This is a genomic window from Methylobacterium sp. Leaf123 (genome assembly GCF_001423405.1).
Lineage (GTDB): Bacteria > Pseudomonadota > Alphaproteobacteria > Rhizobiales > Beijerinckiaceae > Methylobacterium.
Genome location: NZ_LMNS01000001.1, coordinates 716,133 through 731,155, shown reverse-complemented (window position 1 = coordinate 731,155; position 15,023 = coordinate 716,133). Strand labels below are relative to the sequence as shown.

The 15,023-nt window shown below is 69.5% G+C and carries 11 protein-coding genes; 3 read left to right on the top strand and 8 right to left on the bottom strand.

Features of this window, described 5'->3' with window-relative positions:
* Window positions 1-6: 6 nt before the first annotated feature.
* Window positions 7-1,575: a SulP family inorganic anion transporter gene (locus ASF53_RS03195; protein ID WP_056193595.1), complete on the top strand. Its 1,569-nt coding sequence runs from the start codon at window positions 7-9 to the stop codon at window positions 1,573-1,575.
* Between the two features lie 155 nt (window positions 1,576-1,730).
* On the opposite strand, the gene hflX is transcribed toward ASF53_RS03195, so the two are convergent.
* From hflX to dusB, 8 genes are all read right to left on the bottom strand, one after another.
* On the bottom strand, window positions 1,731-3,146 hold the full coding sequence (gene hflX, locus ASF53_RS03190) for a GTPase HflX (RefSeq protein WP_056193591.1): 1,416 nt from the start codon (window positions 3,144-3,146) through the stop codon (window positions 1,731-1,733).
* Between the two features lie 97 nt (window positions 3,147-3,243).
* Window positions 3,244-3,498, bottom strand: a complete 255-nt coding sequence (hfq, locus tag ASF53_RS03185; protein ID WP_003600267.1) for an RNA chaperone Hfq — start codon at window positions 3,496-3,498, stop codon at window positions 3,244-3,246.
* 293 nt (window positions 3,499-3,791) lie between these two features.
* A complete protein-coding gene (ntrX, locus tag ASF53_RS03180) occupies window positions 3,792-5,162 on the bottom strand; it encodes a nitrogen assimilation response regulator NtrX (protein WP_003600268.1) in 1,371 nt (456 codons plus the stop codon).
* Entirely contained in the window at window positions 5,159-7,558 is a 2,400-nt protein-coding gene (locus tag ASF53_RS03175; protein ID WP_056193588.1) for a sensor histidine kinase NtrY-like, read from the bottom strand. The genes ntrX and ASF53_RS03175 overlap by 4 nt, the downstream gene beginning before the upstream one ends.
* 63 nt (window positions 7,559-7,621) lie before the next feature.
* A complete protein-coding gene (locus tag ASF53_RS03170; protein WP_056193585.1) occupies window positions 7,622-9,259 on the bottom strand; it encodes a DEAD/DEAH box helicase in 1,638 nt (545 codons plus the stop codon).
* Window positions 9,260-9,346: 87 nt separating this feature from the next.
* Window positions 9,347-10,819, bottom strand: a complete 1,473-nt coding sequence (gene ntrC / locus ASF53_RS03165) for a nitrogen regulation protein NR(I) (RefSeq protein ID WP_056193582.1) — start codon at window positions 10,817-10,819, stop codon at window positions 9,347-9,349.
* Window positions 10,820-10,829: 10 nt separating this feature from the next.
* A complete protein-coding gene (locus tag ASF53_RS03160; RefSeq protein ID WP_056193580.1) occupies window positions 10,830-11,963 on the bottom strand; it encodes a two-component system sensor histidine kinase NtrB in 1,134 nt (377 codons plus the stop codon).
* Window positions 11,963-12,991, bottom strand: a complete 1,029-nt coding sequence (dusB, locus tag ASF53_RS03155) for a tRNA dihydrouridine synthase DusB (protein ID WP_056193577.1) — start codon at window positions 12,989-12,991, stop codon at window positions 11,963-11,965. Before dusB ends, ASF53_RS03160 begins: the two co-directional genes overlap by 1 nt.
* A gap of 127 nt (window positions 12,992-13,118) precedes the next feature.
* Between dusB and ASF53_RS03150 the strand changes: the two genes are divergently transcribed.
* Window positions 13,119-14,453 carry a bifunctional 2-C-methyl-D-erythritol 4-phosphate cytidylyltransferase/2-C-methyl-D-erythritol 2,4-cyclodiphosphate synthase gene (locus tag ASF53_RS03150; RefSeq protein WP_056193574.1) on the top strand — a complete coding sequence of 445 codons (1,335 nt, stop codon included), beginning with the start codon at window positions 13,119-13,121 and terminating at the stop codon, window positions 14,451-14,453.
* Window positions 14,450-14,977, top strand: coding sequence for a CinA family protein (locus ASF53_RS03145; RefSeq protein WP_056193571.1), 528 nt, complete (start codon window positions 14,450-14,452; stop codon window positions 14,975-14,977). The genes ASF53_RS03150 and ASF53_RS03145 overlap by 4 nt, the downstream gene beginning before the upstream one ends.
* Window positions 14,978-15,023: the final 46 nt, after the last annotated feature.

Here is a 15,023-nt window from a genome sequence, read left to right as displayed (position 1 = left end):
TTTGCAATGCGCGCCTCCCTCGCCCGGCTGATGCCATCGACCATCGGCCGGGATCTCCCGGCCTCCTTCGTCGTCTTCCTCGTGGCGATGCCCCTGTGCATGGGCATCGCCATGGCCTCCGGCGTGCCGGCCGAGCGCGGCCTCATCACCGGCATCATCGGCGGCATCGTCGTCGGCTTCCTCGCCGGCTCGCCGCTTCAGGTCAGCGGCCCGGCCGCGGGCCTCGCCGTCATCGTCTTCGAGTTCGTGCGTGAGCACGGCATCGACGCGCTCGGGCCGGTCCTCGTCGCGGCGGGCGCCATCCAGCTTCTCGCCGGGGCGCTGCGGGTCGGCGGCTGGTTCAGGGCGATCTCGCCGGCGGTCGTGCACGGCATGCTCGCCGGCATCGGCATCCTGATCGTGCTGGCTCAGATCCACGTGTTGACCGACGCCCTGCCCAAGGCCAGCGGCCTCGACAACCTCGTCGCCATCCCCGCCGCGTTCTTCAACTTTGTCTCCGGCCCGGACGGCAACCGCCCCGGGGCCGTGATCGTCGGCCTGGCCACCATCGTTGCGATGATCGGCTGGGAGAAGATCCGTCCGGCCAAGCTGAAGCTGATCCCCGGTGCGCTGATGGGCGTCCTGGCCGGCACCGTCGTGGCCGTCGTCGGAAGCATGGACGTCAAGCGCGTCGAGGTGCCGGAGAACATCTTCTCCGCCGTGACCATGCCGGGAATGGGCGACTGGAGCCGCTTGTCCGAGCCGGCCATGATCCTCATGGCGGTCACCCTCGCGGTCATCGCCAGCGCGGAGAGCCTGCTCTCGGCGGCGGCGGTGGACCGGATGCATGACGGCCCGCGCACGCAGTACAACCGCGAACTCGGGGCGCAGGGCATCGGCAACATCCTCTGCGGTCTCGCGGGTGGCCTGCCGATGACGGGCGTGATCGTCCGGTCCTCGGCCAACGTCCAGGCGGGTGCGGCGACGCGCGCCTCCACCATCCTGCACGGGAGCTGGATCCTCGCCTTCCTGCTGGTCCTGCCGATGGTGCTGAAGGTCGTGCCGACCGCCTCCCTCGCCGGCATCCTCGTCGTGACGGGCTGGCGCCTCGTGAGCCCCGCCCACGCCTTCCACCTGCATGAGCGTTACGGCCTGCCCACCGCCGCGATCTGGCTCGCCACCATGGTGATGGTCGTCGCCACCGACCTCCTGACCGGTGTTCTCACGGGCCTCGCGCTCAGCCTCCTTCAGGTGATCCCGCATTACCTGCGTGGTCCGCTCAAGATCGAGGGCGGCGCGGCGCAGACGGTGCAGGGCGGAGCGCTTCAGGCCGTGCCGGAGCTGCGGCTCTCGGGCTCGGCCACCTTCCTCCAACTGCCGCACCTCACGGCGGCGCTGGAGCGGACGCCGGAAGGCTCGCCGGTCCGGCTCGAAGCGCAGGATCTGCGCCACGTCGATCACACCTGCCTGGAGATGATGCGGGAATGGGCGACGCGGCGGGCCAAGACCGGCTCCCGGGTCGAGGTCGTCGGCGGCGGCGCGAGCGGCCTGCACCATAGCCTCGCCATGGTCGCCCACGCCGCGCCGAAGGACTGACGGCCAGCGCACCATCATCGTCCCGAGAGCCGGTACCGGCTTTCGGGATGAGGCTCCGGAACAGAAAAAGGCCGGTGCCGCTGATTGCGGCACCGGCCTTTTCGTTTGATGGGGGCTTCCCTTCGCAGCGTTGTCACCCGCAGGCGGGCGAGGCTCTACGCGGCCGGCGAACTCTGCGGACCGCCGACGCGCTGGGCCGCCTCGAACCGATTGAGGAAGCGGGGCTCCTTCTCCGGGGCGATGCGGATCGTCAGCGCGATCGCGCCGCCGGTCTCAGATTGCCGGTCGAGCACCTCGGCGTTCTCGTAGAGCCAGTTGAGGGCGGCACCATCCTCCGGCGGAAGCGTCACGGCGAAGGTCGAGCGCGCCCGCGCCACCTGCCCCTCGATTCGCTCGGTGAGTTCCGGAAGCCCCTCCCCCGTCACGGCCGAGATGAGAATCGGTGCCGGCCCGGCTCCGCGATGCGCGGCGCTGAGGTTGAGCAGCCGGGTGCGCTCGCCCTTGTCCAAGAGGTCGGCCTTGTTCCACACCTCGATGATCCGCTCCGCATCCGCCTCGATTCCGAGTTCGCGCAGCACGCTCTCGACATCCTCGGCCTGGGCCTGGGTGTCGCCATGCGAGACGTCGCGCACATGGAGCAGGATGTCCGCCTCGATCACGTCTTCCAGCGTAGCGCGGAAGGCAGCGATCAGGGAGGTCGGCAGGTCGGAGATGAAGCCCACCGTATCGGAGAGAATCACCGTCTCGCCATGCGGCAGCTTGGTCGCCCGCGCGGTCGGGTCGAGGGTGGCGAACAGCATGTCCTGCGCCCGCACCTCGGCTTTGGTCAGGGCGTTGAACAGCGTCGACTTGCCCGCATTGGTGTAGCCGACCAAAGCCACGATCGGATACGGCACCCGCGCGCGGCTCTTGCGGTGGAGGCCGCGGGTGCGGGTGACGGCTTCGAGGTCGCGCTCGATCCGGGTCATCCGCTCCTGAATCATCCGCCGATCGGCCTCGATCTGGGTCTCACCGGGGCCGCCGAGGAAGCCGAAGCCGCCGCGCTGCCGCTCCAAGTGGGTCCACGACCGCACGAGGCGGGACTTCTGATAGGCCAGATGGGCGTGTTCGACCTGAAGCGTACCCTCGCGGGTCGAGGCGCGCCGGCCGAAAATCTCGAGGATCAGGCCGGTCCGGTCGATGACCTTGGCGCCCCAAGCCTTTTCGAGGTTGCGCTGCTGCACCGGCGAGAGGGCGCAATCCATCACCACGAGGCCGATCTCCTCGGCCTTGATGAGCCCGGCAATCTCCTCGACCCGGCCCTTGCCGAGATAGGTCGAGGGACGCGGGCGCTGGATGTGCACCGAGATCGCTCGGGTAACGTCGAGCTCGATGGCAGCGGCCAATCCGACCGCTTCATCGAGCCGCGCCTCGTCGGAGCGCACGGTCTCCGTCTGTCCCGGAGCGAGCCGCTGAGCGGCGCGTGTGAGATAGGGGCCGAGAACCAAGGTGCGGGTCGCGGCGGCAATCTCGCCCTCGGGGGCGGCCTTCGCCTGCAGGCGTGCTTCGCCGGGCGGAAGGATTTCAGTCATGGCGTCTCCGTGTCATCGTTCCCTTATGTCGGAACGATGACGCCATTTTACATCCGCTGGCTTCTGCAAATGACGGGAACCGGCCCGCTTCGCGCGCTCAGGCCTTTTCAGGCGCCGTTTCGTCCGGCTCGAACAGCTGCACCGGATGACCCGGCATGATCGTCGAGATCGCGTGCTTGTAGACCAGCTGCGAGTGCCCGTCCCGACGAAGCAGGACGCAGAAGTTGTCGAACCAGGTCACGACACCTTGAAGCTTGACCCCATTGACGAGGAAGATCGTCAGCGGGATCTTGTTCTTGCGGACATGATTCAGGAACGTGTCCTGGAGGTTCTGAGCGCGCTCGCCCGCCATTTCTTTTTATCCTTGGTTTCGAGACCCGCGCCACGGATCAGCAGGGTCCCGTGGCTGAAGCGCGGGGCAGCGCTCTCACGTGTTGGGACCGCTCTGCCGGGCCGTTTCTATTACAGGGCGAAGCTTGCCGCGATGCAAGAGGCCCCTCGCAGCGCAAGGCGTCAATATCCACCCCTTGCAACTGCTCCCGCCGAATCGGCGGGGGCCGAATGAACGGCTCTCACGCGACGCCCGCTGCGCCCTCGGTCCCAGGGGACCAACGATCGGCGAGCAGGCGTCGCCTGAGGGGCCTGTTACGGGCCGATGCCGAGTGACTTCAGTTTCCGGTGGAGGGCCGAGCGCTCCATGCCGATGAATTCGGCGGTGCGGGAGATGTTGCCGGAGAAGCGAGCGATTTGCGCGATGAGGTATTCCCGCTCGAAGATCTCGCGGGCCTCGCGCAGGGCCAGGCTCATCAGCTTCTCGCCGCCCGCACCGGTCGGCGTCGTCGGCACCAGCGCGCCAATCTCGGTCGGCAGCATCTCGGACGTGACGTCCTGATCCGGATCGCTCTGGGTCAGGATCATCAGCCGCTCGACGTTGTTGCGCAACTGGCGGACGTTGCCGGGCCAGTCGTGCGACTGGAGCACCGCCATCGCGTCCTCGGCGATGCGCCGCCGCGGCAGGCCGGTGGCCGCCGAGATCTGCTCCATGAAGAAGGTGATGAGTTCCGGCACGTCCTCGCGCCGTTCGGCCAGCGAGGGAATGCGGATCGGCACCACCGAGAGACGGTGGAACAGATCCTCGCGGAAGCGCCCGGCCGCGATCTCCTCCGTCAGGTCGCGGGACGAGGAGGAGATGATGCGCACATCGACATGGACGCGGGCCGTGCCGCCGACGCGCTGGAAGTTCTGATCGACGAGGACGCGCAGAATCCGGCTCTGCGTTTCCTTGGGCATGTCGGCGACTTCGTCGATGTAGAGCGAGCCGCCATGCGCCTCCTCCAGAGCGCCGACGCGCCGCACCCGGCCCTCGCCGCCCTCGACGCCGAACAGCTCGGCTTCCATCGTCTCCGGGGTGATCGTCGCCGCGTTGATGACGACGAAGGGCCCGCTCGCCCGCGAGGAGGCAGCGTGCAGGGTGCGCGCCGAGAGTTCCTTGCCGGCACCCGGTGCCCCCGAGATCATCACGCGGGCGTTGGTCGGCGCCACGCGCTCGATAGTCTGGCGGAGTTGGTTGACCGCGACCGAGCCGCCGACGATGCGGCTGGCTTGGCCCGAGCGGACCTTGAGGTCGCGCACCTCGCGCTTGAGCCGCGAGGCTTCGAGCGCCCGCTCGGCGACGAGGATCAGGCGGTCGGCCTTGAACGGCTTCTCGATGAAGTCGTAGGCGCCGGATTTGATCGCCGCCACCGCGGTCTCGATGTTGCCGTGGCCCGAAATCATCACCACCGGCAGGTCCGGATGGCCCGCCTTGATGAGGTCGAGCACCTGCAACCCGTCGAGGCGCGAGCCCTGGAGCCAGATGTCGAGGAAGACGAGGTGGGGCCGGCGCGATTCGATCGCCGCCAGCGCCTCGTCGGACCCGGCGGCGGTTCGGGTGCGATGCCCCTCGTCGTCCAGGATGCCCGCGACCAAGTCGCGGATGTCGGCCTCGTCGTCGACGATCAGGATGTCGGCGCTCATGGCTGCACCTCCGCGACGCGTCGCGCTTCCATGGCGTCCTCCGTGTTCTTATCCATCGTTGTCCTGTCACGCGTGCCCGGTGCCGCGGAGCGATCCCGCTCCTGTCCCGCACCGGTCCCGGAATTCCGTTCGTCCTGCCGTCCGACTTCCCGCGGCAGCCGCATGCGGACCTGTCCGCCGCGCCCCTCCGGGTTGTCGTTCAGCTCGATCCCCCCGCCATGCTCCTCGAGCACCTTGGAAACGATCGCGAGGCCGAGGCCGGTCCCGCCCTCGCGGGTCGTCATATAGGGTTCGAGCAAGCGCTGGCGCCCCTCTGCCGGAAAGCCTTTTCCGTTGTCGGTGACTTCGATCACCACGAACACCTCTTCGACGACCAGCTTCAGGGCGACGCGACCCTTGCCGCCTTCGGCCGTCAGCACGTCCTCCGGCACCGCCTGAACCGCCTCGACGGCGTTCTTGAGGATGTTGGTGAGCGCCTGGGAGAACAGCCGCACGTCGAAGGCGGCGACGACGCGGCCCTTCTCGTCCTCGCCGACGGTTTCGAAAGGGAAATCGAGATCGGGATGCGCCATGCGCAGCATGAACAGGTTCTGGCGCGCGATCTCGGCCAGATCCTGCTGCGTGATCGCCGGCTTCGGCATCCGGGCGAAGGAGGAGAACTCGTCCACCATCCGCTTGATCTCGTCCACCTGCCGCACGATCGTGGCGGTGCATTGCTCGAACACGTCCTTGTCGGTCGTGATCACTTTTCCGTACTTGCGCCGGATTCGCTCGGCCGAGAGCTGAATCGGGGTCAGCGGGTTCTTGATCTCGTGGGCGATGCGGCGGGCGACATCCGCCCAGGCCGAGGTGCGCTGCGCCGTGACGAGATCGGTGATGTCGTCGAGCGTCACGACGTAGCCGCGGGCCTCGCCCTGCGCCTGCTCGCTGGTGACGCGGACCGCGATGGTGCGCTCGCGGCCGCCGCGCACGAGCTGGATCTGCTGTTGCAGGGCGCGGTGGCGTCCCTCCGCCTCCGGGAACAAGGCGGCGATCTCCGGCACGACATTCGTCAGGGGCTGCCCGACCAGTTCCTGGGCGGTGAGGCCCAGCGTCCGCTCCGCACCCGGATTGGCGATGGTGATGACGCCGTCGGCATCGACGCCGAGCACGCCCGGCGAGACGCCCGACAGCACGGCCTCGGTGAAGCGGCGGCGGCGGTCGATCAGGTCGTTGGCCGCGCGCAGGCCATCGTGCTGGCGGCGCAGCTCCAGCGTCATGGTGTTGAAGCTCTCGCCGAGATGAGCGAGGTCGCCGTCCGATTTCCGCGCCGGCACGCGGGCGTAGAAATTGCCGGCGGCGACCTCGTCGGCGGCGTTGATGAGCCGGCGGATCGGCGCGACGAAGCGGTTGGCGAAGTTCAGGCCGAACCACACCGCCGAGAGCAGCGTGATCAGTGCGATCAGGATGAAGACCGAGGCGAAGGCGATCTGCACGTAGCGGCGCAGTTCGTCGAAGGTCAGGTACTCGGCCGCCGCGGCGCGGGCGACGCCGGGAAAGTCGATGGCGAGCTGGCTCACCTCGCGCTGCACCAGCAGCACGGCATTGTCGTAAGCCGGCATCCGCATCAGGGCGGCGAAGACCCGTCCCTCGTTCGGCAGCAGGCAGATCGGGTCGCTGGACTTCGCCGCATCCTCGAAGGCCGCCGCCGAGGGCAGGCGCGTCTGCTTGAGCACGTCGATATTGGCGCGCGCCACGACCTCGTTCGGCCCGCGCATGATCTTGACGATCGGCAGACCGAGCGCCTGGGCGCGGGTGGTCATGAAGCCCTCGAACCACTCGCGGTTCACGTCAAAATTCGGCCGCGCCCGCGTCAGGTCGTCGGCGAAGATCCGGATTTCGCGGGCGAGCGACTGGCAGTGATTCTCTTGGTAGGCGTCCGCGACCTGCACGGATTTCAGCACCACGTCGCGGACCCGGTCGGTGAAGCCGAGCGACAGGCCGACATCGATCGTCACCGAGGCGACGATGGCGAGGAGGATCGTCGGCAGGATCGCGATCAGGCTGAACAGGCCGACGATGCGGGTGTGCAGCCGCGCCACCGAGGCGTGGGTGCGCCGGGCATGCAGGAAGACCCGCGCCTCCCAGGCGATCACGACGACCAGCGCGAGAACCAGCGCGGCGTTGACCGAGAGCAAAGCGACGCCCGTCGTCGGCGTCCGCGTGATCTGGATGATGCCGGCAAGGATCAGGAAGGTGACCGAGGCCGAGATCAGTGCCGTGAGCACCACCGCCGCCCCGATCCAGCCCGGCCCTCGCGGGGGCGAGTCGAACCGGCGCGTGACCGCCTCAGCACCGTCCTCGGGGGACGGGGCGTCGGTTGGCACCTTTTGAGAACGTCGCGACAGAAGCGGCATCACTGATGCGGGGCCACACCAGTGTGGCGAAATTAATACGAATCAGCCCGGCTGGGGATCGGTTCAAGCGGCCAGGGTGCCCCAGCGGCGCAGGTCGCGGAACCGCCGCCCGTCGGAAAAACGCACCGTCACGCTCTCGGAGAGCCGGCCGGCGGCCTCGACCCGCAGGGTCTCCGGCCGCTCCAGCTCGTCGGCCCGTTCCAGGGCCGCGGCGACCGACATCGGCACCGGATCGGCGCCGCCGAAGGCGCGCCACCATTGCACCGCCTTCTCGCGGGCATGGCCGGAATGCTCGAGGCAGACCTCGACCCGGCAGCCGCCGCCCCGCCAACGCAAGGCGACTTCGAGCCGGTCCGGGCCGGAGCCGCCGGGGCCGCGGTCGAGGCGCCAGCCGGTCACCTCGCGCCAGGGGCAGATCGATTCGGAGAGGATCGGCATGGCGTCCTCCGCGCTCGCGGCATGGGGCGCTTCCTCGTCCTCCGATTCGGGCTCGACCCAACAGGCTTCGCAGGTGCTGGCATTGAGGGCGATCAGTGCGCCGCAGCCGGGGCACGGTTTGGCCCGCGCGATGCCCGGCGCCGCCGGTCCGAGCGCGACGCTCCGGGCGGTCACCGCGTCCACGGGCCCGTGCATCCGCACCAGCCCGGCATAATCGAGCACGATCGCATCCGTCTTGCCCGGCGCCCGGCGCAGGGCTCGGCCGACCTGTTGCACGTAGAGCCCGGCCGATTGGGTCGGGCGCAGCAGGGCGATGAGATCGACCTCCGGCACGTTGAAGCCCGTGGAGAGCACGCCGACCGAGACGAGGCAGCGGATCTTGCCGGCGCGGAAGTCGCGCACGATGCGGTCGCGCTCGCGCTTTCCCATCTCGCCGATGACGGTCTCGCAGGAGATCCCTTCCGCCCGGATCGCGTCGCGAACGGACGCGGCATGTGCGAGACCGGCGCAGAAGGCGAGCCATGCCCGCCGCTCACGGCCATAGCCCACCATTTCCTCCACGGCCGCGCGGGTGATCCACTCGCGGTTGACCGCGGCCTCCAGCTCCGAGGGGATGTAGTCGCCGCCGCGTTTCGGCACCCCCGTGACGTCGAGGGCGAGCGCCGTCGCCTTGCAGACGAGGGGCGCCAGAAAGCCCTGATGGATCAGGTCGCCGACCAGCGATTCGTAGACGATCCGCTCGAACACCCGCCCCTCGCCCTCGTCGAGCCGGCCGGAATCGAGCCGGTAGGGCGTAGCGGTGAAGCCCGCGACCTTCAGATCCGGGTTGCCCGCCCGCGCCGCGGCGAGGAAGCGGCCATAGCCCGTCTCGCTCGCGCGCGGCACGAGATGGGCCTCGTCGATGACGATGAGGTCGATGGCGCCGAACAATTCGGCCCGGTCACGGACCGATTGGATCGAGCAGAAGGTGACCTGCGCATGCGCCTCGCGCCGGCCGACGCCGGCGGAAAAGATGCCGGCGGGCGCTCCGGGCCAATAGGCCAGCAACTCGCCGTGATTCTGCACCACGAGTTCGCGGACGTGGGTGACGACGCAGATCCGCGCCTCCGGCGCCCGATCCAGCCATTCGCGGATCAGGGCCGCGATGACGAGCGCCTTGCCGGCGCCGGTCGGCAGCACGACGAGGCCGGGGCCACCGCCCTGGTCCCAATGATGATCGAGCGCGTCGAGGGCGGCGCGCTGGTACTCGCGAAGGCGCAGCATGGCGCGCCTTTAGCGAAGCGCGGCCGTGGAGAACAGAGGGGGATCACCGCAACGTGCGAAACAGGTCATCGCGACGTGCGGAACGGATCACCGTGACGTGCGAAACACTTGCAGATCGAGATCCCGCACCTTCTTGCGCAGGGTGTTGCGGTTGACGCCCAGCAGCTCGGCCGCGCGGATCTGGTTGCCGCGGGTGGCGGCCAAAGCCGCGCCGATCAGCGGCCCTTCGATCTCGCGCAGGATGCGGTGGTAGAGGCCGGGCGGGGGAAGCGTGTCGCGATACCCCGAAAAGTAATCGGCGAGGTGCCGCTCGACCGCGCCGGACAAGGTCTCGCTGTCGGAGGCGCCGTTGGCGTTCTTGCGGGCCGCGCCATTGCCGTTGGCCGAGGGCTGGGCGAGCGGCAGGGTGTCGAGTTCCGCCTCGATGACCGGGCCGGTGATGGTCTCCTGCGGATAGAGCGCGGCGAGACGGCGAACGAGGTTTTCCAGCTCGCGGACGTTGCCGGGCCAGCGGTAGCGCTTCAGCCGCTCCATCGCGTCGGCGTCGAGGGTCTTCCGGGTCAGGCCCTCGCGCTCCACCAGCACGAAGAAGTGGCGGATCAGGTCCGGCACGTCCTCCGAGCGCTCGCGCAGCGCCGGCAGGCGCAGCGGCACGACGTTGAGGCGGAAGAACAGATCCTCGCGGAAGATGCCCTGCTGGATCGAGACGCGCAGATCCTTGTTGGTCGCGGCGATGATGCGGACATTGGTCTTGATCGGCACGCGCCCGCCGACGGTGGTGTACTCGCCCTGCTGAAGCACGCGCAGCAGCCGGGTCTGCGCCTCCATCGGCATGTCGCCGATCTCGTCGAGGAACAGCGTGCCGCCCTCCGCCTGCTCGAACCGGCCGGCCGAGCGCGAGAGCGCGCCGGTGAAGGCACCCTTCTCGTGGCCGAACAGCTCCGATTCGATGAGGTCGCGGGGAATCGCCGCCATGTTCACGGGCACGAACGGACCGGTGCGGCGGCGGCCGTAATCGTGCAGCGCGCGGGCGACCAGCTCTTTGCCGGTGCCGGACTCGCCCGTGATCATCACGGTGAGATCGGTCGGCATCAGGCGGGCCAGCGCCCGGTAGATCTCCTGCATCGCCGGCGAGCGGCCGACGAGCGGGATGTCCTCGTTCTCCGGCCCGGCGCCGGGCGCGGGCGTCCCGCGGGGGCGTGACAGCGCCCGGCCGACGATCGCGATCAGCTCCTTCAGGTCGAAGGGCTTGGGGAGATACTCGTAGGCGCCGCGCTCGGAGGCGCGGATCGCAGTCATGAAGGTGTTCTGCGCGCTCATCACGATGATCGGCAGCTCCGGCCGCACGCGCTTGATGCGCGGCAGCAGGTCGAACACGTTCTCATCCGGCATCATCACATCGGTGATGACGAGGTCGCCCTCGCCCTGGGCGACCCAGCGCCAGAGCGTCGAGCAGTTCGAGGTGGTGCGAACCTCGTAGCCGGCCCGGGACAGGGCCTGATTGAGCACGGTGCGGATCGCGGCGTCGTCGTCCGCGACGATGATATGGCCGTTGGGCATGGCTCTCGACTCAGCGCTCCGCGGCCGATTCACGCCCGTCGCGGGCGCTCGACATGGGAAGGAGGATCCGGAAGGCGGTGCGGCGGGGGACGGGATCGCATTCGACGATGCCCCCATGGTCGCCGATGATCTTGGCCACCAATGCAAGTCCGAGGCCGGAGCCCTGCACTTTGGTGGTGACGAAGGGGTCGAACAGGTCCGACAGCATGTCGGTCGGGATGCCCGGTCCGTTGTCGCGCACCGCCACCTCGATCGGCAGGCTGACACGCTCGCGCGAGCCGGGAATCTGGAGACGCAGGCCGGTGCGGAAGGCGGTGGAGAGGGTGATCTCGCCCTCGACCGTGTCCGTGCCGATCGCCTCGGCCGCGTTCTTCACGAGGTTCAGGATCACTTGGATCAACTGGTCCCGGTTGCCGAGGACGGGTGGCAGCGAGGGGTCGTAGTTCTCGATGAAGCGGATGTGACGGGCGAAGCCCGATTGCGCCGAGCGCTTCACCTGATCGAGCACGCCGTGGACGTTGACGGGGCCGCGCTCCACCGGCCGCTCGTCGCCGAACAGCTCCATCCGCTCGACGATGCGCACGATCCGGTCCGATTCGTCGCAGATCAGGCGGGTCAGCAGCCGGTCCTCTTCGTCGCTCTCCTGTTCGAGGAGCTGCGCCGCGCCGCGGATGCCGGCGAGCGGGTTCTTGATCTCGTGGGCGAGCATCGCGCCGAGCGCCACCATCGAGCGGGCGGCGCCGCGATGGGTGAGCTGCCGGTTCATCTTGTCGGCGATGGTGCGCTCTTGCAGCATCAGCACCACCGAATCGTCCTCATCGCGCAGGGGCGTGGCGAAGACATCGACGCTGCGCTCGGTGCCCGAGCGCGGCTGGACCAGCTCGACCCGGTATTCCGAGACGGAGGAGCGGCGGCGTCGCACCTCCGTCACGAGTGCGATGATCGGCGAGGAGAACGGGATGATGTCGCGCAACCGCCCCCGCAGCATCAGCCGGGCGGAGGCGTCGAAGAACAGCTCGGCGGCGTGGTTGACCCGCAGGATCCGCTCATCCGGCCCGATGGTGAGGACCGGCAACGGCAGCGAGTTCAGCACCGCCTCGGCCGGCGGCAGGGATTCGGGGGCGGGCTCGTCGGAAAAGGGCATCAGGCTGCCTCGCCGAGGGGCGTGGTCGCCGTCCCGGCCGGTTCGAGGAACGCGCGCCGCAGGAGGCGGAGCGCCTCCGCCGGATCGTGGGTGGTGACGAGGCGGCGCCGGTCGTCCGGGGGCAATCCGCCGGCCGCATCGGCATAGGCCGCCAGATGCTTGCGGGCGTGGCGCACGCCCATGGCCGCGCCGTAGAGCGCGATCAGCCCCTGGTAATGCTCGGCCGCGACCGCCGCCCGCTGCTCGGCCGAGAGTGGCGCCGCCACGCGCCCGGCAAGCCCGGCGGCGATCTCGCCGACGAGCCAGGGACGTCCGACCGCCGCGCGCCCGACCATCACGCCCGCCGCGCCGGATTGGCTGAGGCAGGCGCGGGCCGCCTCGACGCCGGTGATGTCGCCGTTGGCGATGACGGGGATGCGCACCGCTTCGACCACGGGACGGATCGCCGACCAATCGGCCCGGCCCTTGTAGAATTGCTGCCGGGTGCGGCCATGGACCGTCACGCCGTCGAGCCCGAGCGCCTCGGCGCGCCGCGCCAGTTCGGCGGCGTTGAGGCTCGCATGATCCCAGCCGAGCCGCATCTTCACGGTGACCGGCACATCGACGGCGCCGCGCACCGCCGCGAGAAGGCGCGCGGCGTGATCGAGGTCGCGCATCAGGGCCGAACCCGATTCGCCGCCAGTGACGGTTTTGGCCGGGCAGCCCATGTTGATGTCGATGGCGTCCGCCCCGTTCGCCACGGCGATGCGGGCAGCCTCGGCCATCGGTTCGGGCGCGCAGCCGGCGAGCTGCACCACGTGCGGGTCCACCCCGGCGCCCTCGGCCCGGACCTGTGATTCGGCGTCGCCCTTCGCCAGTTCGGCGGCGGCGACCATCTCGGACACCACGGCGCTGGCGCCGAGTCGTTGCGCGAGGCGCCGCATATGGAGATCGGTGACGCCTGACAGGGGCGCCAGCAGCACCGGCGGGCTGTTCGCCCCCCGATCGCCAGCCCCGCGCAGCGCGCTCAAATAATGGTCACGTGTCATTGTGCCCAATAAGTAGCCAAATGGCGGGCGGACGCAAGCGCCTGCTGCGTTTGCCTTCGCGCATCTTGACGCATAAGGACGCGGCGATCCCCATCCATCCCCAGATGATTTCCATTCGAGGCCCACGATGTCCGACCAAGCCGCGCGGCCGTATGGGCAGGAATCGGGGAATAGATCAGTGGCGGCGGTCTTGGTCGCGGCCGGCAAGGGCCTGCGTGTCGGCGGCGACCTCCCCAAGCAATATCGCCGCGTCGGCGGCCGGGCCGTCCTGACGCGGACGCTCGCGGCCCTGGCGCAATCGCCCCGCATCACCCGCATCCAGCCGGTGATCGCGCCGGACGCGCAGGACTTCTACCGCGAATGCCTCGCCGACCTCGAACCGGCGCATCGTGAAAAACTCGCCGAGCCGGTGCCGGGCGGGGCCACGCGCCAGCAATCGGTGGCGGCCGGGCTCGAAGGTCTCGCCCGCGCGGGCGCACCCGACCTCGTGCTCATCCACGACGCGGCGCGGCCCTTCGTGGACGAGGCGTTGATCGCCCGCGCGGTCGCGGCCGGCTCCGAGCACGGCGCATCGGTGCCGGGCATCGCGGTCTCCGACACGATCAAGCTCGTGGAGGAGATCGCGCCGGGCATCGGCCGTGTCCACGAGACCCCGGCCCGCGAGAATCTCCGCGCGGTGCAGACGCCGCAGAGCTTCCGCTTCGGCCTGCTGCTCGACGCGCATCGCCGGGCCGTGGCCGAGGGCCGCGACGGCTTCACCGATGACGGGGCGCTCGCCGAATGGGCCGGGCTGCCGGTCGTGGTGTTCGAGGGCGATGCCCGCAACCGCAAGATCACCCAGGCCGCGGACCTGATCGAGGCCGACCGGGCATTCTCCGGACGGGCTTTCTCTGAACCTGCGCCCGCGATATCGGATGACCCCATGACCACTTACGTGACCCGCCTCGGCACCGGCTTCGACGTCCACGCCTTCACGGAGGGCGACCATGTCTGGCTCGGCGGCGTGAAAATCCCCGCCGATCGCGGCGTGCTCGCCCATTCCGACGGCGACGTGGCTTTGCACGCCCTCACCGACGCGCTGCTCGGCGCCATCGCCGACGGCGATATCGGCACCCACTTCCCGCCCTCCGACGAGAAATGGCGCGGCGCAGCCTCCGACCAGTTCTTGGCCCATGCCTGCGAGCTGGTGCGGGCGCGTGGCGGCAAGATCGACCATCTCGACATCACGGTGCTGGCGGAAGCCCCGCGCATCGGCCAGCATCGCGACGCGATCCGCGCGCGCATCGCCGAGATCGCGGCCGTGCCGCTCTCCTCCGTCTCGATCAAGGCGACGACCACGGAAAAGCTCGGCTTCGTCGGCCGTGCCGAGGGACTCGCCGCCCAGGCCGCCGCGACGGTGCGGCTGCCGGAGGTCTGCGCGGAGCTGGAGACCGAGGCGGAGACCAACGAGCGCCGCTCGTGATCGAAGACGCCGCCTTGCTCGCCCGCGCCGAGGCGCTGGTGCGGGCCTATGCGGCGGCGGGCCGAAAAATCGCGACCGCCGAGTCCTGCACCGGCGGTCTCGTGGCCGGATTGCTCACGGCAGTGCCCGGCTCCTCGGCGGTGGTGGAGCGCGGCTTCGTCACCTATTCCAACGAGGCGAAGGCCGAGGCGATCGGCGTGCCGATGGACCTCATCACGGCGCATGGCGCGGTGAGCGAGCCGGTGGCCCGCGCCATGGCGGAGGGCGCACTCGCGGCGTCACATGCCGACGTGGCAGTCTCGGTTACCGGCATTGCCGGGCCGGGCGGCGGCAGCGACGCCAAGCCGGTCGGCCTCGTGCATTTCGGGCTCGCCGTGAAGGACGGCCCCACCCGCCATGTCGAGCGGCGCTTCGGCGATCCGGGCCGGGCCGAGATTCGGCGGCTGTCGGTGGTGGAGGCGTTGACGCTTCTGAAATCCGTCGATTTGCATCGCCCCGGTACGCCATCAGGCGAAACCATCTGATCCCACTTCTCCCCTCCTGAACCTCATCCTGAGGTGCGCCGCGAAG

What these genes read in the sequence shown, in the direction of transcription:
- ASF53_RS03175 (WP_056193588.1), bottom strand. Translation starts at nt 7,558, where the DNA reads ATGCCGCTTCTGTCGCGACGTTCTCAAAAGGTGCCAACCGACGCCCCG.
- ntrX (WP_003600268.1), bottom strand. Translation starts at nt 5,162, where the DNA reads ATGAGCGCCGACATCCTGATCGTCGACGACGAGGCCGACATCCGCGAC.
- ASF53_RS03170 (WP_056193585.1), bottom strand. Translation starts at nt 9,259, where the DNA reads ATGCTGCGCCTTCGCGAGTACCAGCGCGCCGCCCTCGACGCGCTCGAT.
- ASF53_RS03195 (WP_056193595.1), top strand. Translation starts at nt 7, where the DNA reads ATGCGCGCCTCCCTCGCCCGGCTGATGCCATCGACCATCGGCCGGGAT.
- ntrC (WP_056193582.1), bottom strand. Translation starts at nt 10,819, where the DNA reads ATGCCCAACGGCCATATCATCGTCGCGGACGACGACGCCGCGATCCGC.
- hfq (WP_003600267.1), bottom strand. Translation starts at nt 3,498, where the DNA reads ATGGCGGGCGAGCGCGCTCAGAACCTCCAGGACACGTTCCTGAATCAT.
- ASF53_RS03150 (WP_056193574.1), top strand. Translation starts at nt 13,119, where the DNA reads ATGTCCGACCAAGCCGCGCGGCCGTATGGGCAGGAATCGGGGAATAGA.
- hflX (WP_056193591.1), bottom strand. Translation starts at nt 3,146, where the DNA reads ATGACTGAAATCCTTCCGCCCGGCGAAGCACGCCTGCAGGCGAAGGCC.
- dusB (WP_056193577.1), bottom strand. Translation starts at nt 12,991, where the DNA reads ATGACACGTGACCATTATTTGAGCGCGCTGCGCGGGGCTGGCGATCGG.
- ASF53_RS03160 (WP_056193580.1), bottom strand. Translation starts at nt 11,963, where the DNA reads ATGCCCTTTTCCGACGAGCCCGCCCCCGAATCCCTGCCGCCGGCCGAG.